Here is a 21,463-nt window from a genome sequence, read left to right as displayed (position 1 = left end):
CGCTCACTTGAGCAGCAGACTGGCGGCGATGCTCCACAAGGTCAGCGCCACGGCCGCGTCGAGCACCCGCCAGGCGGCCGGCCGGCGAAACAGCGGCGCCATCAGCCGGGCACCATAGCCGAGCAGCACGAACCACACGATCGAGGCGCAGACGGCACCGGCGGTGAACACCGGGCGTGCGGCATCCACCTGTTGCGCGCCGACCGCGCCGATCAGCACCACGGTGTCCAGGTAGGCATGCGGGTTGAGCAGGCTGAAGCCGGCCGCCGCGGCCAGCGCCTGGCGGTGCGACAAGGCCTGCGCACCGGCGCTGTCCACCGACAGCTGCTGGCCGCGCCACGCGGCACGGGCCGCGCGGGCGCCATACCACAGCAGGAACACCCCGCCGCCGATACGGGCCACGTCCATGGCCGTCGGGCTGGCGCTCAGCCAGGGGCCGACACCGGCCATGCCGAGCAGGATCAGGCCGGCGTCGCACAGGGCGCTCACCGCCACCGTCAGCAGCACATGCTCGCGGCGCAGGCCCTGGCGCAGCACATGCGCATTCTGCGCGCCGATGGCCATGATCAGCCCGACGGTGACACCAAAACCGCTGAAGAAAACGCTCGTCATCTCGACTCTCCTGGAACCGGGGCCGGCGCTTGCCGGCGGGGATGGGTGGATTGTCGACGGGGGGCGTGCCAAGATTTAAGGAAAATTAAATAAATTCATTTGTGAGAAAAGTTGCTAATGATAGATGCCCGCTATCTCGCCTTCGATGCCGTCGTCCAGGCGCGCAGCTTCGAGGCCGCCGCACGGCGCCTGAACCTCACCCAATCCGCCGTCTCTCAGCGCATCAAGCAGCTCGAGGCCGAACTCGGCCAAGTGCTGCTGGTGCGCAGCAAGCCGGTGCAGCCGACCCCGGCGGGCCGGCGCCTGCTGCCTTATGTGGCGCAGTTGCGGCTGGTCGAGGCTGAAGCCGCCCGTGCGCTGGCCGGTGACGGCCATGGCGCGCCGGTGCGCCTGTCGGTCGGTGTCAATGCCGACAGCCTGGCGACCTGGTTCCTGCCGGCGGTGCAGGCGGTGGTGGCGGCCGATGCGCTGGTGCTCGACTGCGTGGTGGACGACCAGGACCACACCCACGCCCTGCTGGCCAGCGGCGAGGTGCTCGGCTGCGTGAGCACCCGGTCCGACCCGATGCGCGGCTGCGTGGCGCGGGCGCTGGGGACGATGCGCTACCTCTGCGTGGCGACGCCGGCCTTCTGCCGCCGCCACTTTCCCGACGGGCTGACCCGCGCCGCGCTGGCCCGCGCCCCGGCGATCATCTACGGGCGCCATGACGACATGCATGATGCCTTCCTGCAGCGCCACTTCGGGCTGGCGCCGGGGCAGTATCCGCATCATGTGATCCCGTCTTCCGAGGGCTTCTGTGCCATGGCCGAGGCCGGGCTCGGCTATGGCTTCGTGCCGCAGATCCAGATCGCCCGGCCGCTCGCCGAGGGCGCGCTCACCCGCGTGGCGGCCGGCCATCACGAGGACGTGGCGCTGTTCTGGCACCACTGGCAGGTGCAGTCGCCGATCATGGCGCGGCTGGCCGACGCCGTGGTGGCCGGTGCCGGGGCGGTGCTGGCCGCGCGCTGAGCGATGCCGCGCTCGGGCCAGTACGGGCGCCCGGCGCGAACTTGTGGCGTCCTGGCAGGACCAACCCTCTGTCAATTCATCGGGAGGCGTGATCGCCATGCTGCGAAAGTTCGGGCTCGTGTTCATTGTTTTGGCGGCGTTTCTGGCGCCGCTTGGCTGGGCGGTCGGCATGCATGTGGCCGATGGGGCGAAGGCGACCGACTGGCGCACTGCCCGCCGCGACAGCACCGGGTTGGCGCCTGATCCGGCGACCACCCCCGAGGCGGTGATCCATGTGTATGCCGCCCGCGCCTTTCGCTGGCGCGGGGCCTTCGGTGTGCACACCTGGATTTCCGCCAAGGCGCAGGGCGCGCCGGCCTATACCCGCTTCGAGGTGGTGGGCTGGGGCGTGTCGCGCGGGCAGGACGCGGTGCGCGTGGCTACCGGCATCCCCGATGGCTACTGGTATGGCAATGCGCCGACCTTGATCCGCGAAGTGCGCGGCGGCGCCGAGGTGGACGCGCTGATCGCACGCCTGCGCGAGGCGGCCGACGGCTATCCCTACCGGCACGAATACCGCGTCTGGCCTGGCCCCAACAGCAACACCTTCATCGCCTACCTGGGCCGCGCGGTGCCGGAGCTCAGCCTGGACCTGCCGCCGACGGCGATCGGCAAGGACTACCTGCCCGGCGGTGCGCTGGCGGCCAGCGCGCCCAGCGGCAGCGGTTTTCAGCTGTCCCTGGCCGGTCTGCTCGGCCTGACCCTGGCGGTCGAAGAGGGCGTGGAGGTGAACCTGCTCGGCTTGTCGCTCGGCGTCGACCTGTCGCCGCCGGCGCTCAAGCTGCCGGGCATCGGACGCCTCGGCTGGCCCGAGTGAGCGGAGGCTGTGCCAATGAAAAACGCCCGACCGCGTTGCGCGCGTCGGGCGTTTTGTCGTGATGCCTGCCGATTATTTCTTGCTGAATCTGCGCGAGGCACCGAGGCCGGCCAGACCAAGCCCCAAGAGGGCCAGTGACATCGGCTCCGGCATGGGGTTCGGGTTCGGATCTTCGCCGGGGTTGGTGCTGCCCAGGAAGGCCGCGCCGGAGATGTCGCCGATGCCCGCATCGAACAGGAAGGTCGGCGCCGCGGTGAAGGGGTCGATGCGGTAGAGGCTCGAGCCGATGGCGGCGATGAAGTCGCCGTCGGCCACCACCAGGCCGGCCAGTGCGCTGCTCGAGATGCCGGTGCTACCGACGAGCTGGGTGGTGCCGGTCATCGGATCGATGATCCGAAGCTCCGAGCCGCCGGGGGTGGAAGGGCTCTGGGTCAGGCCGTAGAGAACGCCGTTGGGTGCGTAATCGACCCCGTCGAAGGAAATGCCGGTGCCGATGTTGGTGGCGGTGTTGGCATTCAGGTCGAAGGTGTAATACGTGCCGACCGAGCCGGAGCTGCTCGACGTGAAACCGGTGAGGTCCGAGTGCATGGCGAAGGTGCCTTCGCCGGTGACGTTGATGCCCAGGGCGCCCAGATTGTAAGTGGTCAGCGTCGCACCCGTGGTCGGGTCGATCTTGGAGACGACATCGTTGCTCTGTGTGAAGACATAGAGATCGTTGCCGATGCCTTCCATCCCGCTGATCTGCGAGAAGCCGCCCACCAGCGGCGTCACGGACTGCGCCGTCAGGTCGACCGAATAGACCGTGCCGGTATTCCAGCCGCCGATGTATAGGGTGCCGGCCTGCGCGCCTCCCATGGCGGCGGCGAGGGCGGCGACGGCCAGTGCCGTCTTGGCGAATGCGACATGTTTCATTGCGGATCTCCTTGGTGTGTGCCGATCAGGGGGCAATGCCCATATCCTGCGTGTGGATACTGAGAAGCACGATGCATGCCGATTTGTGTCGATTTGTTAAGTCGTTGTTGTTTATAAATTTATTTCCTCTCCCTGATCTTTTTGCCCAGGGGGTGTAAATTTTTTCGTCACGCGAGGGCGGCTTTGGGGGGCATCTAGAAGTATCGATTTTCGGTACTTTTGTCGTAGTTGTTTGTTTTTGGTTTTTATTCATTAGACTTTGCCCACAACTTTCCTTCCCAGACCGCCATGAGCACCACCGCCGATCTCGTCAAGACACTCAAGACCGAACTCAAGGCCGCAGGCCTGACCTACGCCATGCTGGCCGAGCGCCTCGGTCTGGCCGAATCCAGCGTCAAGCGCCTGTTTTCCGCCAGCGGCGATCTGCCGTTGTCGCGCATCGATGCGGTGTGCCGGGTGCTGGGGCTGGACTTCGCCGACCTGGCACGCAAGGTGGCCGACAGCCAGCCCCAGCTTCAGCAGTTGTCGCTCGAACAGGAGCAGGCGGTGGTGGCCGACCGGCAGCTGCTGCTGGTGGCCATCTGCGTGATGAGCCAGATGAGCCTGGACGAGATTCTTTCCGCCTATGCCTTGAGCGAGGCCGAGGGCGTGCGCTGCCTGGCGCAACTCGACCGGCTCGGCATCATCGACCTGCGCCCCGGCAACCGCTACCACCTCAAGGTGGCCAAGGGCTTCCGCTGGCTGCCGCAGGGGCCGGTGATGGCCTTCTTTCGCCGCGAGGTGCTGCAGGACTACTTCGCTGGCGGCTTCGACGGCGAATCCGAGCTGCTGACCGTGGTGCACGGCGAGGTCGGGCGATCGATGGCCGCCTCCTACCGCGACCGCCTGATCCGCCTGTGCCAGGACTTTTCCAATCAGCACCTGGCCGACCAGAAACTGCCGGCCGATCAGCGCCAGCCCTTCACGCTGGTCGTGGGCATGCGTTCCTGGCTGATGCCGGCGCTGCGCGACTTTCAGCGGCCGGGAGCAGCATCGTGAGTGACCGGCCCCGGTCGCCGGGGCGCCGTCGCCTGCTGCTCGGCGCGCTGGCCGGCGGCGCGGCCGGCGTATTGGGCTGGCAGTTGGCCCGTCCGCGCCTGGTCAACCCCTGCCATGCCGCGCTGCCGCCGGAGATCGCCGAGCACCCGTTGGTGCGCGCCGCCTGGGACGGCCTCGATCCGGCCCAGGTGTGGGACTGCCATGTGCATCTGGCCGGCATCGGCGACGGCGGCAGCGGCATCACCATTTCGCCGACCATGCTCAGCCCGTTGCATCCGCTCGAGTACCTGCAGCGCCTTTTCTACCTCAATGCCGGCTGCGTGCATGACGCGCCGGGGCAGGTGGATGCCAGTTACATGGCGCGCCTGGAGAACCTGGTGGACGCCATGCCCACCGGCTGCAAGCTGATGCTCTTCGCCTTCGACCTGGCGCACGATGCGCGCGGCGTGGCCCAGCCGGCGCTGTCGGCCTTTCATGTGCCCGACGCCTATGCGCGGCAGGTGGCGGCCGCCGCCCCTGCGCGCTTCGAGTGGGTATGCTCGATCCACCCCTATCGCGAGGACGCGGTCGAGGCGCTCGATGCCGCCGTGGCCGGCGGTGCGCGGGCGGTCAAGTGGCTGCCGCCGGCGATGGGCATCGACCCCGCCTCCGCGCAGTGCGACCGTTTCTATGCCGCGCTGGCGCGCCATGACCTGCCGTTGATTTCGCATGCCGGCGAGGAGCGCGCGGTGCACGGCCCGGGTGATCCGGGCTGGGGCAATCCGCTGCGCCTGCGCCGCGCGCTGGAGGCTGGCGTGCGGGTGGTGATGGCCCATTGCGCCAGCGTTGGCGAGGACGTGGACCTCGACCGTGGTGAGCACGGCCCGCGCGTGCCCAGCTTCGCGCTGTTCAAGCGCCTGATGGCCGAGCCGGCCCATGCGGACCGCCTGTTTGCCGACATCTCCGCGATCACCTTGCGCAACCGCGACCTGTCGGTGATGCGTGAAATCGTCGAGCAACAACAGTGGCATAATCGGCTGCTCTTCGGCTCCGACTACCCGCTGCCCGGCATTCTGCCGCTGGTGTCGCCGGCGCAGCTGGCGGCCGAAGACATGCTGGTGGATGCCGCGGTGCCGCTGCTCGAGCGCCTGCGCGACCACCATCCGATCCTCTTCGATCTGGTGCTCAAACGCCTGTTGCGCAGCCGGGGCGCCCGCCTGGCCGACGGTATTTTCGAAACCCGCCGCTTCTTCGACCGGAGCCCCGCATGACCCAGTCCTCGCTGCTGCGCCAGCGCCGCTTCCTCCCCTTCTTCCTGACCCAGTTCTTCGGCGCCTTCAACGACAACGTCTACAAGAACGCGCTGGTGGTGCTCATCACCTTCCAGGCGGCGCGCCATACCGAGATGTCGGCCGGGGTGCTGGTCAACCTGGCGGCCGGGCTGTTCATCCTGCCCTTCTTCCTGTTCTCGGCCACCGCCGGCCAACTGGCCGACAAGTTCGAAAAGAGCCATCTGATGCGCCTCATCAAACTGGCCGAGATCGGCATCATGGGGCTGGCGGCGACCGCCTTCGCGCTCGATTCGCTGGCCTTGATGCTCGCCACGCTGTTCCTGATGGGCGCGCAGTCCTCGCTGTTCGGACCGGTCAAGTACGCCATCCTGCCGCAGCATCTGGCCGAGACCGAGCTGGTCGGCGGCAATGCGCTGGTCGAGTCGGGCACCTTCATCGCCATCCTCATCGGCACCATCGCCGGCGGGGTGATGATCGCGCTGCCGGCGGGCACGGTATGGGTGTCGGTGGCGGTGCTGACCGTGGCGCTGGCCGGCTACCTGGCCAGCCGCGGCATTCCGCGCGCGCCGGCGGCCGACCCCGCGCTGCGCATCAACTGGAACCCGCTGACCCAGACCTGGCGCACCATCGGCTTCACCCGCAGCAACCGCACGGTGTTCCTGTCGGTGCTCGGCATCTCCTGGTTCTGGTTCTACGGCGCGCTGTTCCTGTCGCAGTTCCCCGGCTATGCCAAGACCGTGCTCGGCGGCGACGAATACGCGGTGACGCTGCTGCTGGCGGTGTTCTCGGTCGGCATCGGCGCCGGCTCGCTGCTGTGCGAGCGGCTCTCGGGCCGGCATGTGGAGATCGGCCTGGTGCCCTTCGGTTCGATCGGCCTCTCCCTGTTCGCGCTCGACCTGTGGTGGGCCAGCCCGGTGCCCGGCGCCTTGGGCGAGGCGCTGCCCTTCGCCACCGTGATGGCCCAGCCGGCCACCTGGCGGGTGCTCTTCGATCTGCTGATGATCGGCCTGTTCGGCGGCTTCTTCATCGTGCCGCTGTATGCGCTCATTCAGAGCCGCAGTGCGCCCTCGCACCGCTCGCGCATCATCGCCGGCAACAACATCCTCAATGCGCTGTTCATGGTGGTGGCCGCCGGCCTGGGCGCCGGGCTCCTGGCAGCCGGGGTGTCGATCGCCCAGTTGTTTCTGATGACCGCCATCCTCAACGCCTGCGTGGCGGTCTACATCTACACCCTGGTGCCCGAGTTCCTGCTGCGCTTCATCGTCTGGCTGCTGGTGCACACCGTGTACCGGCTCGAGGTGAGGGGCGAGGAGCAGATCCCCGAGAGCGGCCCGGCAGTCATCGTGGCCAACCATGTGAGCTTCGTCGATGCGCTGGTGATCATGGCCGCCTGCCGCCGACCGATCCGTTTCGTGATGGATCATCACATCTTCCGCTGGCCGATTCTCTCCTTCGTCTTCCGCACCAGCCGCGCGATTCCCATCGCGCCGGCCAAGGAAGACCCGGTGATGATGGAAAAGGCCTTCGACACCGTGGCCGAGGCGCTGGCCGCCGGCGAGCTGGTCGGGCTCTTCCCCGAGGGGCGCATCACCGACACCGGCGAGATGAAGCCCTTCCGCCCCGGCATCAAACGCATCGTCGAGCGCACCCCGGTACCGGTGGTGCCGATGGCGCTGCGTGGGCTGTGGGGCAGCACTTTCAGCCGCAAGGACGGCCCGGCCATGCGCCGGCCTTTCCGGCGCGGGCTGTTCAACCGCATTGCGCTGGTGGCCGGTACGCCGGTGGCGCCGGCCGAGCTGCGGGTCGACGCCCTGCAGGACACCGTGGCCGCGCTGCGCGGCGATCAGCGATAACAACAGGAAACGGGTATGTGGATCATTGCAGGATTGGTGCTGGGCGCGCTGGCCGGCCTCGACAGCGGGCTGGACGAGGCGATCGGTGGCGCGCTGATCGGTGCGGTCGTCGGTGCGGCGATCCAGTTCTTCACGCGCAAGCCGAAGGCCGATGCCGCGGCCCTGGCGCAGCTCGAGGCGCGGGTCGCCCTGCTGGAGCAGACCGTGGCCCAACTGCGCGCCGACGGCGCTACGCCTGCGGCGACCCTGCCCGAGCCCGCGCCCGCACCCGCCCCCGTCATCGTGCCGCGTGACATCGATGTGCCGGCCACCGAGGCGGCCGTGCCGCCCGTGCCATCGAGTCCGCCACCCGCCCCGGTGCGCCGTCGTGGTGCCGACGTGCTGGCCGCCCGGCGCGGCGAGCCGGTGCCCGAGCGGCATGCCCCGGTCGCACGCGCGCCCGGCACGCTCGACCAACTCTACGACACCGCCCGCGCCTGGCTGCTCGGTGGCAACACCGTGGTGCGTGTCGGTCTGCTGGTGCTGTTCTTCGGCCTCGCCTTCCTGGCGCGCTACGCGGTCGACAACAGCCTGCTGCCGGTCGAATTCCGCCTTGCCGGCATCGCCACCGGCGGGATTGCGCTGCTGGTGCTCGGCTGGCGCCTGCGCCGACAGCGCAGCGGCTATGCCTTGAGCCTGCAAGGCGGTGGCGTCGGCGTGCTGTATCTGACCATCTTCGCCGCCATGCGCCTCTACCAGCTGATTCCGCCCACGCTCGGCTTTGCGCTGTTGCTGGCCGTCGTGCTCTTTGCCGCCGCGCTGGCGCTGTGGCAGAACGCGCAGGCGCTGGCGGTGATCGGCATCGCCGGCGGTTTCATGGCGCCGATCCTGGCCTCCACCGGGCAGGGCAGCCATGTGCTGCTGTTCGGCTACTACCTGCTGCTCAACGCCGGCCTGCTATTCATGGCCTGGCACAAAGCCTGGCGGGTGCTGAATCTGGTCGGCTTCGCCTTCACCTTTTCGATCGCCCTGGCCTGGGGCGCGCGTGATTACCAGCCGGCGCTGTTCGCCAGCACCGAGCCCTTCCTGGTCGCCTTCGTGCTGATGTACGTGGCTGCCGCCGTGCTCTACGCCTGGCGCAGCGCGCCCTCGCTCAAGGACTATGTCGATGGCACCCTGGTGTTCGGCACCCCGGTGGTTGGCTTCGGCCTGCAGGCGGCGCTGGTCGAGGGCATGCCCTATGGCCTGGCGGCGAGCGCGCTGGCGCTCGGGGCCTTCTACGTGCTGCTGGCGCGCTGGCTGCATGGCCGGGCGCGGCCGACGTTGCGGCTGTTGGTTGAAGCCTTCCTCGCGCTCGGCGTCGCCTTTCTCACGCTGACCATTCCGCTGGCGGTCGATGGCCAATGGACGGCCGCCGCCTGGGCCATGGAGGGCGCGGCGCTGCTGTGGGTGGGCACGCGCCAGTCGCGCAAGCTGGCCATGGCCTCGGGCCTGGCGCTGCAACTGGCCGCCGGTGCCTTCTTCGTCTCCGACGGCGGGCTGGACGGCTTCGGCCGTGTCTGGCCGGTGCTCAACAGCCAGTGTGTCGGCGCCGCGCTGATCGCGCTGGCCGGCTTTTTCAGCAGTCGCTTTGCCGCCGCCGGCCGCGAGCGCTGGCCGCGTCTGTTGTCGGTGGCCGCGCCGTCGCTGCTGGTGTGGGCCACGCTGTGGTGGCTGGCCGGCGGCATGAGCGAGCTCGACGCCTGGTTCAACAACCGGCAGATGGCCGCCGCGGCGCTGCTGTTCTTTGCCGCCAGCGGCGCGCTGGCCAGCGTGGCGGCCCGCCGCCTGGCCTGGCCCGAGCTGCACGGGCCGGCCTTGCTGGCGTTGCCGGGCATGGCGCTGTCGCTGCTGCTCACATTGCTGCATGCCAGCACCCACCCGCTGGCCGACTGGGGCCTGCTGGCCTGGCCGCTGGCCGTCGCCTCGGCGCTGTTCGCCTTGCGCCGCGCCGAAGCGGCACCGGCGCTCGCCAAGCGGCTGGGGACCGGGCATACCGCCGGCCTGTGGCTGTCGAGCCTGGCGCTGGCCTGGGCGGCCGGCGACCTGGTCGATGGGGCGGTCGCCGGTGTCAGCTGGGCCCATGCCGCGGTGCTGGCGGTGGCCGCGCTGGCGCTGATCGGCCTGCAGTGGCTGGCCCGGCGCGGGCGCTGGCCCTTGCTGGCGTGGCCCCAGGCTTACCTGGGCCTGGGTGCGGCAGGGTTGGCGGTGGCCGGCCTCGGGGCCGCCGTGTGGGTGAGCCTGGCCGGTGGCGGCGAGGTGGCGCCACTGCCGTATGTGCCGGTGCTCAATCCGCTGGATCTGAGCATGGGCGTGTTGCTGCTGGCGGTGTTCCGGGGGCGGCACGGCATGGCCGGGACGCCGGCGCAGCGCGACACGCTGGTCAAGGCGCTGGCGGCGGTCGGCTTCCTGCTTGCCAACGGCGCCTTGCTGCGCACCGTGCATCACCTGGCCGGCGTGCCGTGGGACGAGGCGGCGATGTTCGCCAGCGATACCGTGCAGGCCAGCGTGTCGCTGTGCTGGGGGCTGCTCGGGCTGGCGCTGACCTTTGTCGCCAGCCGCGGCCGGCGGCGCACGCTGTGGATGGTCGGCGCGGCGCTGCTCGGCGTGGTGGTGGCCAAACTCTTCCTGGTGGACATGGCCAGCACCGGCACGGTGGCGCGCATCGTCTCCTTCCTCGGTGCCGGGGTGGTGTTGCTGGTGGTGGGCTATTTCTCGCCCTTGCCGCCGGCACGGGAGCAAAACGCATGAAGCTATCTCCGTGGCTGTGCTTGCTGGTGATGGCGCCCGCCATGGCGGCGCCGCCAGCGCCGGCCGATTTCGCGCTGCAACTGCCGATCGAGGCGCCGGTGGAGGCCGGCTTGCTGCAGATCGCCTTGCCGGCCGAGGCCTATCGCGCGCTGCGCCGCAGCGATCTGGCCGATGTGCGCATCTTCAACGCGGCCGGCGACGCCCTGCCGATGGCACGCCTGCCGCCGCAGGGCGACACGCAGGCGCTGCGCGTCGAGCGCCCGCTGGTGGCGATGCCGCCGGTGGTGGTGCCGGGCCCGGACTCGGTGGTGGTATCGCGCGCCGGCGGGAGCGTGCGGGTCGAGGTCGAGGGCTCGGCGGTGGTGCCGGGCGTTGCCCGCCAGAACGGCTATCTGCTGGCGGTGAAGGATTTCGAGGCGCCGATCGACGCGCTGGTGCTGGCTTGGTCGGCGCCGACGCCCTTCGAGGCGGCGGTGCGGGTGCGCGCCTCGGACGATCTGTCCACCTGGCGCACGGTGGCGCGCAACGTGCCGGTGCTGGCCATCGGCGAGGGCGAGGCGCGCATCGTCCAGGATCGCGTGCCGCTGTCCGGCGTCAAGGCGCGCTATCTGCGCGTGGACTGGGACGGCGCGCCGCCGACGGTGGCGCTCACGCAGGCCACGCTGGTCAGCCAGCGCCATGTCGGGCGGCCGGCACGCGAGTGGCTGACGCTGGCGGGGCAGGTGGACGGGATGCGCATCGACTATGTGTCGCCCGGCCTCTTCCCGGTCGATGCGGTGCGGCTGGTGCCGGCCGGCGACAACGATGTGGTGTCGGCAACGGTGTCGTCCCGCCCGGCGGTCAGTGCCCGCTGGCAGTGGCGGGCGCGCACGGTCGGCTATCGGCTGCAGCAGCAGGGTGGGGCGACGGAGGAGGGCGCGCCGACCGGCGTGGCTCTCACGCGCGATCCGCTGTGGCAGGTGGCGGCCGACGCTGCGCCCGGCACCGCGGACCTGCCGCGCCTGGCGCTGGGCTGGGTGCCCGAGACGGTGGTCTTCGTCGCTCGCGGGGCCGGCCCGTTCACGTTGGCGATGGGCGATGCGGATGCGCCGTCGGCGTGGCTGAGACCCGGGCAGGTGGTGCCGGGCTACGGCACCGAAGGGGCTGCCGTGCCGGTCCGTGCGCAGGTGCTGCCGGCGCCGCAGCCGGCCGACGCGGTCGCGCGGGACACCGCGCCTTGGCACAGCGGCCGCCTGTGGCTGCTGTGGGCGGTGCTGCTGATCGCGGTGGCGGTGCTCGGCGCGATGGCGCGCAGTCTGTGGCGCGAGATGCGCGCCGGGCAGGACGAGACCTGAGAGGCGCTGGACAATGTTGTCGCCGATTGGCATCAGGTGTGTCTTGTGCCGGCGTCACCGGGCGCGCACGCTGGACGGTTTATGACGTTTCGCTGAGGTCAGCATGCCGGACTCCCGCCGCCATCCCACGCCCCCCGGTCAGGAACCGCTGCATCCCGATACCTTGATGGTCAGCCATGGCCATGATCCCGCCCGGGCCCGCGGCGCGATCAAGATGCCGGTCTATCACAGTTCGACCTTCGTCTTTGGCAGCGCGGAGGAGGGCGCGGCCTTCTTCGACGTGGCGGCCGGGCGCGCACCGGCGCCGGCCGAGGGCGACGGCGGCCTGGTCTATGGCCGTTTCGATCATCCCAATCTGCAACTGGTCGAGGCGCGTCTGGCGGCGCTCGACGGTGCCGAGGCGGCGCTGGTGACGGCGAGCGGCATGGCGGCGATCAGCACGGCGCTGTTCGCCTCCCTGCGCCCGGGCGAGCAGATCGTGCACAGCCGGCCGCTGTATGGCGGCACCGAAACCTTGATCGGCAAGCAGCTGGCGGCCTGGGGCGTGGGCGCCACCGCCTTCGACGACGGCCTGTCGCAAACGCAGATGGCCTCGGCGCTGGAGACGGCCGCGGCGCGTGGGCGGGTGGGCGTCTTTTTCATCGAGACGCCGGCCAATCCGGTCAATGCGCTGGTCGATCTGGCAGCGGTCGATGCTGCCTTGTCGGATTTCGCCGCGCGCCACGGCTACCGGCCGCTGTCGATCTGCGACAACACGCTGCTCGGCCCGTTGTTCCAGCAACCGCTGCGCCATGGCATCGACCTGGTGGTGACGGCGCTGACCAAGTACGTGGGCGGCCACAGCGATCTGCTCGGCGGCGGCATCAGCGGCAGCGTCGAGCATCTGCAGCCGCTGCGCCAGTGGCGCTCGACCACCGGCTGCATGCTCGATCCGCAGTCGGCGTGGCTGCTCGCCCGCTCGATGGAGACGCTCGGCCTGCGCATGCGCCGGGCGGAGGCCACGGCCTGCGCCGTGGCGGACTGGCTGGCGGGCCATCCGCGCCATGTCATCGAGGTGCTGCATCCGGAACACATCGACGATGCGCGCTACCGCGCGGTCTATGCCCGGCAGTGCCAGGGCGCCGGCTCGACCTTCTCGCTGGTGCTCGGTGGTGGGCAGGCGGCGGCCTTCCGTTTCATCAATGCGCTGCGTCTGTTCCGCTCGGCGGTGAGCCTGGGCGGCAGCGAGTCGCTGGTCTGCCATCCGGCCTCGACCACGCACTCGGGCGTGGCGCCCGAACTGCGCGCGCGCTCGGGGGTGGTCGACGGCTTGGTGCGTTTGTCGATCGGCCTCGAGCACGAGGACGACCTGATCGCCGATCTGGCCGGCGCGCTCACCGTGGCGCTGGGGCCGGGGGCGGTGGTGCCGTGAAGCGGTAGGCCAGCGCGCCGACCCATTCGTGCACGGCAAACCAGCCGGCGTAGGTGCTCTTGGCGTTGGGGATGAAGTCGGCGAACTGGATCTCGGGGTCGGGGTTGGACAGCCATGCCGTCGGCGCCGGCGTCACGCGCAGGCCGGCGGCTTCGAAGGCCGCCTGCGCGCGCGGCATGTGCGCCGCATGCGTCACCAGGGCGATGTGCTCGATGCCCTCGGCGCGCAGGATCTGCGCCGAGTGATTGGCGTTGTCGCGGGTGTCGAGCGAAGTGGCCTCGATCCAGCGCACGGCAATGCCGAAGTCCGTCTCCATCGCCTCGTACATCATCAGCGCTTCGGGGATCCGGCCTGCGGGGGCGCCGCCGGCGAGCAGCAAGGGCCGCCCGGTCTCGCGCGCCAGCCGGGCGCCGTAGCGCAGGCGTTCGAGCGCCAGGCGGTTGACCGTCGGGTGGCCGAACTCCGGCGCATAGTCGCGCACGCCGGCGCCGAGCACCACGATGGCCTGGGTCTGCGCCAGTGCGGCGTCCGAGATCGGTGGCGCGGTCTCCAGCCTTGCGGCCAGCCAGTTGACGCTGATCGGCATCGACACCGCCAGCGCATAGAGCCAGCCGGCCCAGGCCAGCGCCCGCAGGCGGGTGCGCAGCAGGCCGAGCCCGATCAGGAGCAGCGGGCCGGCCGGCGGCAGAATCAGCAGGGCGAGGACTTTCTTGGCCCAGAAGGCGATCAGTTGCGGTTCCATGGACGGGGCGCGTTGTGGTTGGTGGATGCCGCCAGTATTATCCTCGCTTAAGTTCACCGCTGCCGGATTTGCCGGCCGACACCATGCCCGATCACCGCTACGGTATCGAAACCCTTTGCCTGCATGCCGGCCAGCAGCCCGATGCCGCCACCGGCGCGCGGGCGATGCCGATCTACCAGACCACCTCCTTCGTCTTCGATTCGCCCGAGCATGCCGCGGCGCTGTTCAATCTGCAGACCTTCGGCAATGTGTATTCGCGCATCGCCAACCCCACCGTGGCCGCCTTCGAAGAGCGCATGGCCGCGCTCGAAGGCGGGCGGGCGGCGCTGGCCACCGCCTCGGGGCTGTCGGCGCAGATGGTGGCGCTGCTGACCCTGTGCGAGGCCGGCGACGAGATCGTCGCCGCGCGTACGCTGTATGGCGGCAGCTACTCGCAGCTCGACGTGAGCCTGCGCAAGCTGGGCATCGCCACCCATTTCGTCGACCCGGCCGACCCGGACGCCTTCCGCGCCGCGATCACCGAGCGCACGAAGGCTGTGTACGGCGAGATCATCGGCAACCCCGGCCTCAACGTGTTCGACCTGAGCGCGATCGCCGACGTCGCCCATGCCGCCGGCGTGCCGCTGGTGATCGACAACACGCTGGCCTCGCCCTACCTGTGCCGGCCCATCGAGCATGGCGCCGACATCGTCATCCACTCGGCCACCAAATACATCGGCGGCCACGGCACCACCATGGGCGGGGTCATCGTCGAGTCCGGCAAGTTTCCGTGGGACAACGGCCGTTTTCCGCAGATGGTCGAGCCCTCGCGCGGCTATCACGGCGTCAATTTCTACGAGACCTTCGGCGACTTCGGCTTCACCATGAAGGCGCGCATGGAAACCCTGCGCACCTTCGGCCCGGCGCTGTCGCCCTTCAGCGCCTTCATGCTGTTGCAGGGCCTGGAAACCCTGCCGGTGCGCATGGACCGCCATGTGGCCAACGCGCAGGCAGTCGCGGCCTTTCTCGCCGCGCATCCGCAGGTGGCCTGGGTGAACTATCCGGGCCTGGCCGACAGCCCCGACCACGCGCTGGCGCAGCGCTACCTGCCCAAAGGCGCCGGCGGCATCCTCAGCTTCGGCATCGTCGGCGGGCAGGCGGCGGGCGAGCGCTTCATCAACGCGGTGCAGATGATCAGCCACCTGGCCAATGTCGGCGATGCCAAGACCCTGGTCATCCATCCGGCTTCGACCACCCATCGCCAGCTGTCGGAGGCCGAGCAGCGCGCCGCCGGTGTGCCGCCCGACATGGTGCGCCTGTCGGTGGGCATCGAAACCGAGGCCGACATCCTGTGGGATCTCGATCAGGCGCTGGCCCAGGCCGGCAAGGGGCATTGAGCATGGGCGCGCGTGAAGGCCTGCTGATTGCCGTGGCCGTGCTGGCGGTGTACCTGGTGTTCCAGCTGATCCGGGCGATGAGCGTCAAGGACGGCAGCGCCGCCGAGGGCAAGGAGGACGAGGCAGCGGCCCCCTCGTCGGCGGCCGATGTCGCCACCACCGACGAAGCGGCAGGCGATGACGGCGACGATGCCGTGGCATTGTCCGCCGCAGCCCCGGCCGACAGCGCCGCGGCGGGCGGCGACTTCGGCCTGGCACTGGAAGTGCGCCAGCTGCGCCGCGATGCCGCCCAGCTGCGCGGCGAGGTCGATCACCTGCGTGCCGAGTTGCTGGTGATCCGCCAGAGTCTCAGCGAACAGGCGGCGCAGCTCGATGCCACCCGGGCCGCCCAGCGCGTCTCGCCGCTCTATGGCGAGGCGTTGGCGCTGGTGCGCCGCGGCATGACGGCCGAGGACATTGCCGAGCGCTGCAGCATCTCGGTGGCCGAGGCCGAGCTGGTCAAATCATTGGGCCAAGACCCCGCCGCCGGCGGAGAGGACACGCGATGAGCGACGCAAAACAGGACACGCCGCCGGTTGCACTGCGCAGCCAGATGCTGCGCCGGGCGGGCATTGCCGGCGGTTTGATCGTGGTCTTGCTGGCCGCATTGGCCTGGTTCGAGAGCCAGCAGCGTGAGGAGCATGCCGAGGCCAATCCGCCGCTGGTGATGGCGCCGCCACCGCCCGAGCGGCCGGCCGCCGGGGCGCCGCCGATGCCCAGCGCGGCCGAGGTCGAAGCCGCCGTGGCCGCCGAGGGCGGCGCGCCCGAGCGCGAAGGCGTGACGCCGGCGGCGGTCGAGCCGGCCAATCTGCCGCCGGTGGTGACGGCCCCGGCCCAGGTCGACGAAACCCCACCGGCGGTGGTCGGCAGCCCGCGTCTGGTGCTCAAGGGCGAAGACGCGCCGGCCCGCAAGGCCGTGGTCGACCCCGAGCACCCGGCGCCGGCGGCGGTGCCGCCCAAACCGGCCAAGGCCGCCGCCGATGGTGCCGCGCGGCCGCGTCAGGGTTATCTGGTACAACTCGGCGTGTTCAGTGCCAGCGACAACGCCCAGGCGCTCCATGACAAGGTCGTGGCGATGGGCATCGAGGCGCATATCGAGAGCCGGGTGGTGGTCGGTCCGTTCAAGGATCGCGCCGCCGCCGACGCGGCGCGCGAGAAACTGCTCAAGTCCGGCCTCGGCAAGGGGCTGGTGGTGCGCGCGCAATAGTTCCCCGGACGACGGCCGTGCCGTCGCCAATGGCTTCACCACGAGGAGACGAAACATGCTGATTGAAAGCGCTGCTTTTGGATCGATCGACGTCAATGCCGATCAGATCTTCGACTTTCCCGCCGGCCTGCCCGGTTTCGAGGCATGCAAGCGCTTCGCCTTCCTCCAGGCCGGCGATGGCGGCAAGGTGCTGCAGATGCAGGGTGTGGAGGATCCGGCCGCCGTTTTCTCGGTGACCGACCCGGCCGGGCTCGGCGTCAACTACGAGCTGACCCTGTCAGACGCCGACGTGGCCACGCTCGGCCTGCAAAAGCCGGAGGATGCCACCGTGGTGGTCATCGTGCGGCAGGCCGCGGTCGATGCCGGCTCGCCGGCCGATGCCGGGCTCAAGGCCAACTTCATGGCGCCGCTGGTGATCAACACCGTGACGCGCCGCGGCATCCAGAAGGTGCTCGAACAGGTCGGCTGCGAGATCACCCTGCGCGGTCAGTGAGGCTCATTCGCCGGCCTTTTCCAGGCGGCGGATGAACACGGCCATTTCCTTCGCCGCCTGGAGGTCGCCCTTGTCGGTGGCGATCTGGTGCCCCCGGCGATAGACGGCGAGCGCTTCGGCCGCCTGGCCCTCGGCGGCCAGCGCCTTGCCGAGCTGCTTCCAGGCGGCCGAAAAGCCCTCGTCGCGTGCCAGGCAGGCGCGGTAGTGCTCGATGGCCTCGGTCGGCCGGCCCGCCTGCAGGCAGGCGTTGCCCAGGCCGAAGCGCAATAGCGGGCCGTCATGCGGGCCGCCGAGCATGGCGCTGAGGCGGGAAATCTGTGCGTTGGTATCCATGGCGACATGGACCGGCGCGCGCGCCGAAGGTTCGCCCGCGCTGGCGGGTACAATGCGGCACACCGGCCGACGGGGTTTGCGCCCGCCGGCTTTCGTCACTATCAGGAGTCCGATTCATGAGCAAACAGACCATCGCCACCTCCAACGCCCCGGCGGCCATCGGCACCTATTCCCAGGCCGTGCGTGCCGGCAACACGGTGTACATCTCCGGCCAGATCGGGCTCGACCCGGCGAGCATGGAGATGGCCGAGGGCTTCGAGGCACAGACCGTGCGCGTGTTCGACAACCTCAAGGCGGTGGCCGAGGCGTCCGGCGGCTCGCTGGCCGATGCGGTCAAGCTGACCATCTACCTCACCGACCTGGCCAATTTCGCCAAGGTGAATGAGGTGATGGCGCGCTACTTCGATCAGCCCTATCCGGCGCGTGCCGCGGTCGGCGTCAAGGAGCTGCCCAAGGGCGCGGTGGTCGAGGCCGACGCGATCCTCGTCATCGACTGATTCGCACGCTCCGCGGCCCGCGCATGCCTGCCAACAAGGTGGCCACCGCGCCGGCACCGCGGGCCGGCTGGCCCGGCGTCGGCCCGCAGCTGGCCGGCCGCCTGGCCAAGCTCGACATCCGCGGCCCGCAGGATCTGGTCCTCCACTTGCCGCTGCGCTACGAGGACGAAACCGTCTGCGTCGGTATCGCCGAATTGCGCGGCGGGGCGCCGCTGCAGGTCGAGGGCGTGGTGACCGATTGCGAGGTGCGCATCCGCGGGCGCCGCCAACTGGTGGCCCAGGTGCAGGACGCCACCGGCAGCCTCACCGTGCGCCTGCTGCATTTCTACCCCCAGCAACAAAAGCAGCTCACCGTCGGCCAGCGGGTGCGCCTGTTCGGCGAGGCGCGCACCGGCATCTTCGGCGCCGAGATGATCCACCCGCGCATCCGCACGGTGGGCGAGGGCGAGGCGCTGCCCACGGCGCTCACGCCGATCTACCCGACCACCGCCGGTCTGGCGCAGAGCGCGCTGCGCAAACTCATCGGCCGGGCGCTCGACAGCCATCGCCTGGAGGAGCTGCTGCCCGAGGCGGTGCGCCGCATGCTGCGGCTAATGCCCCTGCCCGAGGCGGTGCGCCTGCTGCATCTGCCGCCGCCCGAGGCAGACGCCGCGGCGCTGGTCGAGCATCGTCACCCCGCCTGGCAGCGCATCAAGTTCGAAGAATTGCTGGTGCAGCAGCTGTCGCTGCGCAAAGCCCATGCCGCCCGCCGCGCCCGCACCGCGCCGCCGCTGCGCGGTGACGACGGGCTGCGCAGCGCCTTGCTGGCCGGCCTGCCGTTTGCGCTCACCGGCGCCCAGCAGCGCGCCGATACCCAGATCTGCGCCGATCTGGCCGAGGCCCACCCGATGCAGCGCCTGCTGCAGGGCGACGTGGGCAGCGGCAAGACCATCGTCGCCGCGCTGGCCATGCTGCGCGCGGTCGAGGCCGGCTGGCAGGCGGCGCTGATGGCGCCCACGGAAATCCTTGCCGAGCAGCACTATCTCAAGCTCTCGGCCTGGCTGGCGCCGCTGGGGGTGGCGGTGGAATGGATCGCCGGCAGCCTCACCAAGAAGCAGCGCGAAGCGGCGATTGCCCGGCTGATGAGCGGCGAATCGATGCTGGCAGTGGGCACCCATGCGCTGATCGAAGATCCGGTGGCCTTGCCGCGACTCGGCCTGGCGGTGGTCGACGAGCAGCACCGCTTCGGCGTGCGCCAGCGCCTGGCGCTGCGCGAGAAGGGCGGCGCGGCCAGCCCGCACATGTTGATGATGTCGGCCACGCCGATCCCGCGCACCCTGGCCATGAGCTACTACGCCGACCTCGACGTGTCGGTGCTCGACGAGTTGCCGCCGGGGCGCACCCCGATCCTCACCAAGCTGGTGTCGGACGCGCGCCGCGACGAAGTCCTCGGCCGAGTGCGCGATGCCTGCGCCGAGGGGCGTCAAGCCTACTGGGTGTGCCCGCTGGTCGAAGAGTCCGAGGCGCTCGACCTGCAGACCGCCATCGACACCCACGCCCGGCTCAGCGAGCAGTTGCCCGAGCTGAAGGTCGGGTTGGTGCATGGCCGCCTGAAGGCCGAGGAGAAGCGCGCCACCATGGCCGCCTTCGCCGCCAGCGAGCTGCATCTGCTGGTGGCCACCACGGTCATCGAGGTGGGGGTGGACGTGCCCAACGCCAGCCTGATGATCATCGAGCATGCCGAGCGCTTCGGCCTGGCCCAGCTGCACCAGCTGCGCGGCCGGGTCGGGCGCGGCACGGCCGAGTCGGTGTGCATCCTGTTGTTCGGCAACGCCTTGTCGGAGACGGCGCGGGCGCGGCTGAAGGTGATCTACGAACACACCGACGGCTTCATGATCGCCCGCGAGGACCTGCGCATCCGTGGGCCGGGTGAGTTCGTCGGTGCCCGGCAAAGCGGTGTGCCGCTCTTGCGCTACGCCGACCTCGAAAACGACGGCGATCTCGTCGAGCAGGCGCGCGACCTCGCCGAAGCCCTCTTGCGCGAACAGGCACCGCTGGCCGAGGCGATCATGCAGCGCTGGGTCGCCGGCCGCGAAAGCCTGTTGCGTGCGTAGGGCGGAGAAGCGTCGCGCCTTCCGCCACCTCGAGCGCTTGAGCCATGCGGGTCGGCGGAAGGCGCTACGCTTTTCCGCCCTACAACGTGTCGGGACGCCTGGGCGAAGCCATGCCCGCATCAATGCCTCGCCCCCGCGAACGCGGTAAGATGCGCGCCGCACCCCCATGACCCAGATCCTCCGCACCCGCCCGACCCGTGACGACTGGCTCGCGCATCCGCCGCGGGCCACGGTGCGCCCGCGCCTGCGGCCATGGCTGCTCGATCCGGGCTCGCTCACGGCTCGCATCCGGGCGCGCTGCGAACGCTTCGAGGTGCGGGTGGTGCGCCAGGCGCCGATGCGCCCGCATCCGGACGAGGCCGAGCTGCTCGGCCTGCGCCCCGGTGCCCGTGCCTGGCTGCGCGAGGTGCTGCTGCTGGCCGACGGGGTACCGGTGGTGTATGCGCGCTCGGTGCTGCCGCGGCACAACCTGCGCGGCGCGTGGCGCCTGTTCCACGGCATCGGCAGCCGGCCGCTGGGCGCGGCGCTGTTCTCCGATCCGCGCATCGTCCGCCAGCCCTTGCGCTGCACACGGCTCGATGTGCGCGATGCGCGCTATCATCGCGCCATGCACCTGATCAGCGGCCAGCTTCGCCTGCCGGCCAGCCTGTGGGCCCGCCGTTCGCTGTTCCGCCTGCGCGGGCGCGCCTTGCTGGTGAGCGAGGTGTTTCTGCCAACCATTCTGACGCTTGCCCCATGACCCTTTCCGAGCGCCTGCGAATCTACGAGCGGCTGATGCGGCTGGACAAGCCGATCGGCATCCTGCTGCTGATGTGGCCGACGCTGTGGGGCGTGTGGTTCGCCGGCATGGGCCATCCGTCGGGCTTCGTCGTGTGGATCTTCGTGCTCGGCACGGTGCTGATGCGCTCGGCCGGCTGCGTCATCAACGACTATGCCGACCGCGATTTCGACGGCCATGTCGAGCGCACCCGCCACCGCCCGCTGGCGACCGGCCAGATCGGGACTACCGAGGCCTTGCTGCTGGCCGGCGGTCTGGCGCTGGCCGCCTTCGCACTGATCCTGCCGCTGCATCCGCTGGTGCGCTGGTTGTCGGTGCCGGCGCTGTTCCTGGCGGCCAGCTATCCCTTCACCAAGCGCTTTCTGTCGATTCCGCAGGCCTACCTCGGCGTGGCCTTCGGCTTCGGCATCCCGATGGCCTTTGCCGCCATCCAGTACACCGTGCCGCCGGTGGCCTGGGTGATGCTGGTGGCGAACGTGTTCTGGGCCATGGCCTACGACACCGAATACGCCATGGTCGACCGCCCCGACGATCTGAAGATCGGCATCAAGACCTCGGCCATCACCTTCGGTCGCTTCGACGTGCTGGCGGTGATGCTCTGCTACGGCCTCTTTCTCGCCCTGATGGCCGGGGTCGGCGTGGCCATGGGGCGCGGTGTGTTCTACGCGCTGGGCCTGGTCGCGGCGGCGGCGATCACGGGCTATCACTACACCCTGATCCGCGACCGCGATCGCGACCGCTGCTTCCGCGCCTTCTTGCACAACAACTGGATCGGCTTCGCGATTTTTACCGGCCTGGTGCTCGACTACTGGATCACGCCGATGGGCTGAGCCCCGCTTTG

General features: G+C 70.0%; 20 protein-coding genes. 16 read left to right on the top strand and 4 right to left on the bottom strand.

From position 1 onward, the window contains the following. Nucleotides 1-3: 3 nt before the first annotated feature. Nucleotides 4-612: a LysE/ArgO family amino acid transporter gene (locus tag I8J34_RS16590; RefSeq protein ID WP_214362750.1), complete on the bottom strand. Its 609-nt coding sequence runs from the start codon at nt 610-612 to the stop codon at nt 4-6. A gap of 117 nt (nt 613-729) precedes the next feature. Between I8J34_RS16590 and I8J34_RS16585 the strand changes: the two genes are divergently transcribed. Together I8J34_RS16585 and I8J34_RS16580 are read left to right on the top strand one after the other, a co-directional pair. Next, a complete protein-coding gene (locus I8J34_RS16585; RefSeq protein WP_214362749.1) occupies nt 730-1,620 on the top strand; it encodes a LysR family transcriptional regulator ArgP in 891 nt (296 codons plus the stop codon). Between the two features lie 97 nt (nt 1,621-1,717). Beyond that, entirely contained in the window at nt 1,718-2,476 is a 759-nt protein-coding gene (locus I8J34_RS16580; protein WP_214362748.1) for a DUF3750 domain-containing protein, read from the top strand. Between the two features lie 72 nt (nt 2,477-2,548). Here the strand turns inward: I8J34_RS16580 and I8J34_RS16575 are convergent, their stop codons facing one another. After that, entirely contained in the window at nt 2,549-3,388 is an 840-nt protein-coding gene (locus I8J34_RS16575; protein WP_214362747.1) for a PEP-CTERM sorting domain-containing protein, read from the bottom strand. Between the two features lie 288 nt (nt 3,389-3,676). Here I8J34_RS16575 and I8J34_RS16570 point away from each other — a divergent pair, with 288 nt between their 5' ends. The 6 genes from I8J34_RS16570 (at nt 3,677) to I8J34_RS16545 (ending at nt 13,064) form a co-directional block, all read left to right on the top strand. Then, on the top strand, nt 3,677-4,426 hold the full coding sequence (locus I8J34_RS16570; RefSeq protein ID WP_214362746.1) for a helix-turn-helix domain-containing protein: 750 nt from the start codon (nt 3,677-3,679) through the stop codon (nt 4,424-4,426). After that, a complete protein-coding gene (locus I8J34_RS16565) occupies nt 4,423-5,676 on the top strand; it encodes an amidohydrolase family protein (protein ID WP_214362745.1) in 1,254 nt (417 codons plus the stop codon). Before I8J34_RS16570 ends, I8J34_RS16565 begins: the two co-directional genes overlap by 4 nt. Then, complete coding sequence (locus I8J34_RS16560) at nt 5,673-7,550, top strand: MFS transporter (protein WP_214362744.1); 1,878 nt, start codon at nt 5,673-5,675, stop codon at nt 7,548-7,550. Before I8J34_RS16565 ends, I8J34_RS16560 begins: the two co-directional genes overlap by 4 nt. Nucleotides 7,551-7,565: 15 nt before the next feature. After that, nucleotides 7,566-10,319, top strand: a complete 2,754-nt coding sequence (locus I8J34_RS16555) for a DUF2339 domain-containing protein (RefSeq protein ID WP_214362743.1) — start codon at nt 7,566-7,568, stop codon at nt 10,317-10,319. Beyond that, nucleotides 10,316-11,653 carry a DUF3999 domain-containing protein gene (locus tag I8J34_RS16550; protein WP_214362742.1) on the top strand — a complete coding sequence of 446 codons (1,338 nt, stop codon included), beginning with the start codon at nt 10,316-10,318 and terminating at the stop codon, nt 11,651-11,653. Before I8J34_RS16555 ends, I8J34_RS16550 begins: the two co-directional genes overlap by 4 nt. A 103-nt stretch (nt 11,654-11,756) precedes the next feature. After that, the gene (locus I8J34_RS16545; protein WP_214362741.1) at nt 11,757-13,064 is read left to right on the top strand and encodes a cystathionine gamma-synthase family protein; all 1,308 of its coding nucleotides are present in this window, start codon (nt 11,757-11,759) and stop codon (nt 13,062-13,064) included. Here I8J34_RS16545 and I8J34_RS16540 read toward each other — a convergent pair. Continuing rightward, the gene (locus I8J34_RS16540; protein WP_214362740.1) at nt 13,027-13,806 is read right to left on the bottom strand and encodes a YdcF family protein; all 780 of its coding nucleotides are present in this window, start codon (nt 13,804-13,806) and stop codon (nt 13,027-13,029) included. The genes I8J34_RS16545 and I8J34_RS16540 overlap by 38 nt on opposite strands. An 83-nt stretch (nt 13,807-13,889) precedes the next feature. Here I8J34_RS16540 and I8J34_RS16535 point away from each other — a divergent pair, with 83 nt between their 5' ends. From I8J34_RS16535 to fliW, 4 genes are read left to right on the top strand one after another with little or no spacing between them, the layout of a single operon-like run. Then, the gene (locus I8J34_RS16535) at nt 13,890-15,182 is read left to right on the top strand and encodes an O-acetylhomoserine aminocarboxypropyltransferase/cysteine synthase family protein (RefSeq protein ID WP_214362739.1); all 1,293 of its coding nucleotides are present in this window, start codon (nt 13,890-13,892) and stop codon (nt 15,180-15,182) included. 2 nt (nt 15,183-15,184) lie between these two features. Then, nucleotides 15,185-15,730 (top strand): DUF2802 domain-containing protein, encoded by a 546-nt coding sequence (locus I8J34_RS16530; RefSeq protein ID WP_214362738.1) that lies wholly within the window; start codon nt 15,185-15,187, stop codon nt 15,728-15,730. After that, entirely contained in the window at nt 15,727-16,428 is a 702-nt protein-coding gene (locus tag I8J34_RS16525; RefSeq protein WP_214362737.1) for an SPOR domain-containing protein, read from the top strand. Before I8J34_RS16530 ends, I8J34_RS16525 begins: the two co-directional genes overlap by 4 nt. Nucleotides 16,429-16,483: 55 nt before the next feature. Then, nucleotides 16,484-16,921, top strand: coding sequence for a flagellar assembly protein FliW (fliW, locus tag I8J34_RS16520; RefSeq protein WP_214362736.1), 438 nt, complete (start codon nt 16,484-16,486; stop codon nt 16,919-16,921). 3 nt (nt 16,922-16,924) lie between these two features. Here fliW and I8J34_RS16515 read toward each other — a convergent pair whose 3' ends face one another. After that, a complete protein-coding gene (locus I8J34_RS16515; RefSeq protein WP_214362735.1) occupies nt 16,925-17,254 on the bottom strand; it encodes a tetratricopeptide repeat protein in 330 nt (109 codons plus the stop codon). Between the two features lie 116 nt (nt 17,255-17,370). Between I8J34_RS16515 and ridA the strand changes: the two genes are divergently transcribed. The 4 genes from ridA (at nt 17,371) to ubiA (ending at nt 21,452) form a co-directional block, all read left to right on the top strand. After that, nucleotides 17,371-17,751, top strand: coding sequence for a deaminase RidA (gene ridA / locus I8J34_RS16510; RefSeq protein ID WP_214362734.1), 381 nt, complete (start codon nt 17,371-17,373; stop codon nt 17,749-17,751). 23 nt (nt 17,752-17,774) lie between these two features. Further along, on the top strand, nt 17,775-19,844 hold the full coding sequence (gene recG / locus I8J34_RS16505; protein ID WP_214362733.1) for an ATP-dependent DNA helicase RecG: 2,070 nt from the start codon (nt 17,775-17,777) through the stop codon (nt 19,842-19,844). Between the two features lie 166 nt (nt 19,845-20,010). After that, the gene (locus I8J34_RS16500) at nt 20,011-20,583 is read left to right on the top strand and encodes a chorismate--pyruvate lyase family protein (RefSeq protein WP_214362732.1); all 573 of its coding nucleotides are present in this window, start codon (nt 20,011-20,013) and stop codon (nt 20,581-20,583) included. Continuing rightward, nucleotides 20,580-21,452 (top strand): 4-hydroxybenzoate octaprenyltransferase, encoded by an 873-nt coding sequence (gene ubiA, locus I8J34_RS16495; protein WP_214362731.1) that lies wholly within the window; start codon nt 20,580-20,582, stop codon nt 21,450-21,452. Before I8J34_RS16500 ends, ubiA begins: the two co-directional genes overlap by 4 nt. Nucleotides 21,453-21,463: the final 11 nt, after the last annotated feature.

Source organism: Denitromonas iodatirespirans (assembly GCF_018524365.1).
In the GTDB taxonomy this organism is placed as follows: domain Bacteria; phylum Pseudomonadota; class Gammaproteobacteria; order Burkholderiales; family Rhodocyclaceae; genus Nitrogeniibacter; species Nitrogeniibacter iodatirespirans.
Note: the sequence above shows the minus strand (reverse complement) of the source record. Positions and strands in the feature narration are given on the sequence as shown.

Coding starts and splice junctions, on each gene's coding strand:
- I8J34_RS16590 (WP_214362750.1), bottom strand. CDS start 612: ATGACGAGCGTTTTCTTCAGCGGTTTTGGTGTCACCGTCGGGCTGATC.
- I8J34_RS16585 (WP_214362749.1), top strand. CDS start 730: ATGATAGATGCCCGCTATCTCGCCTTCGATGCCGTCGTCCAGGCGCGC.
- I8J34_RS16580 (WP_214362748.1), top strand. CDS start 1,718: ATGCTGCGAAAGTTCGGGCTCGTGTTCATTGTTTTGGCGGCGTTTCTG.
- I8J34_RS16575 (WP_214362747.1), bottom strand. CDS start 3,388: ATGAAACATGTCGCATTCGCCAAGACGGCACTGGCCGTCGCCGCCCTC.
- I8J34_RS16570 (WP_214362746.1), top strand. CDS start 3,677: ATGAGCACCACCGCCGATCTCGTCAAGACACTCAAGACCGAACTCAAG.
- I8J34_RS16560 (WP_214362744.1), top strand. CDS start 5,673: ATGACCCAGTCCTCGCTGCTGCGCCAGCGCCGCTTCCTCCCCTTCTTC.
- I8J34_RS16555 (WP_214362743.1), top strand. CDS start 7,566: ATGTGGATCATTGCAGGATTGGTGCTGGGCGCGCTGGCCGGCCTCGAC.
- I8J34_RS16550 (WP_214362742.1), top strand. CDS start 10,316: ATGAAGCTATCTCCGTGGCTGTGCTTGCTGGTGATGGCGCCCGCCATG.
- I8J34_RS16545 (WP_214362741.1), top strand. CDS start 11,757: ATGCCGGACTCCCGCCGCCATCCCACGCCCCCCGGTCAGGAACCGCTG.
- I8J34_RS16540 (WP_214362740.1), bottom strand. CDS start 13,806: ATGGAACCGCAACTGATCGCCTTCTGGGCCAAGAAAGTCCTCGCCCTG.
- I8J34_RS16535 (WP_214362739.1), top strand. CDS start 13,890: ATGCCCGATCACCGCTACGGTATCGAAACCCTTTGCCTGCATGCCGGC.
- I8J34_RS16530 (WP_214362738.1), top strand. CDS start 15,185: ATGGGCGCGCGTGAAGGCCTGCTGATTGCCGTGGCCGTGCTGGCGGTG.
- I8J34_RS16525 (WP_214362737.1), top strand. CDS start 15,727: ATGAGCGACGCAAAACAGGACACGCCGCCGGTTGCACTGCGCAGCCAG.
- fliW (WP_214362736.1), top strand. CDS start 16,484: ATGCTGATTGAAAGCGCTGCTTTTGGATCGATCGACGTCAATGCCGAT.
- I8J34_RS16515 (WP_214362735.1), bottom strand. CDS start 17,254: ATGGATACCAACGCACAGATTTCCCGCCTCAGCGCCATGCTCGGCGGC.
- ridA (WP_214362734.1), top strand. CDS start 17,371: ATGAGCAAACAGACCATCGCCACCTCCAACGCCCCGGCGGCCATCGGC.
- recG (WP_214362733.1), top strand. CDS start 17,775: ATGCCTGCCAACAAGGTGGCCACCGCGCCGGCACCGCGGGCCGGCTGG.
- I8J34_RS16500 (WP_214362732.1), top strand. CDS start 20,011: ATGACCCAGATCCTCCGCACCCGCCCGACCCGTGACGACTGGCTCGCG.
- ubiA (WP_214362731.1), top strand. CDS start 20,580: ATGACCCTTTCCGAGCGCCTGCGAATCTACGAGCGGCTGATGCGGCTG.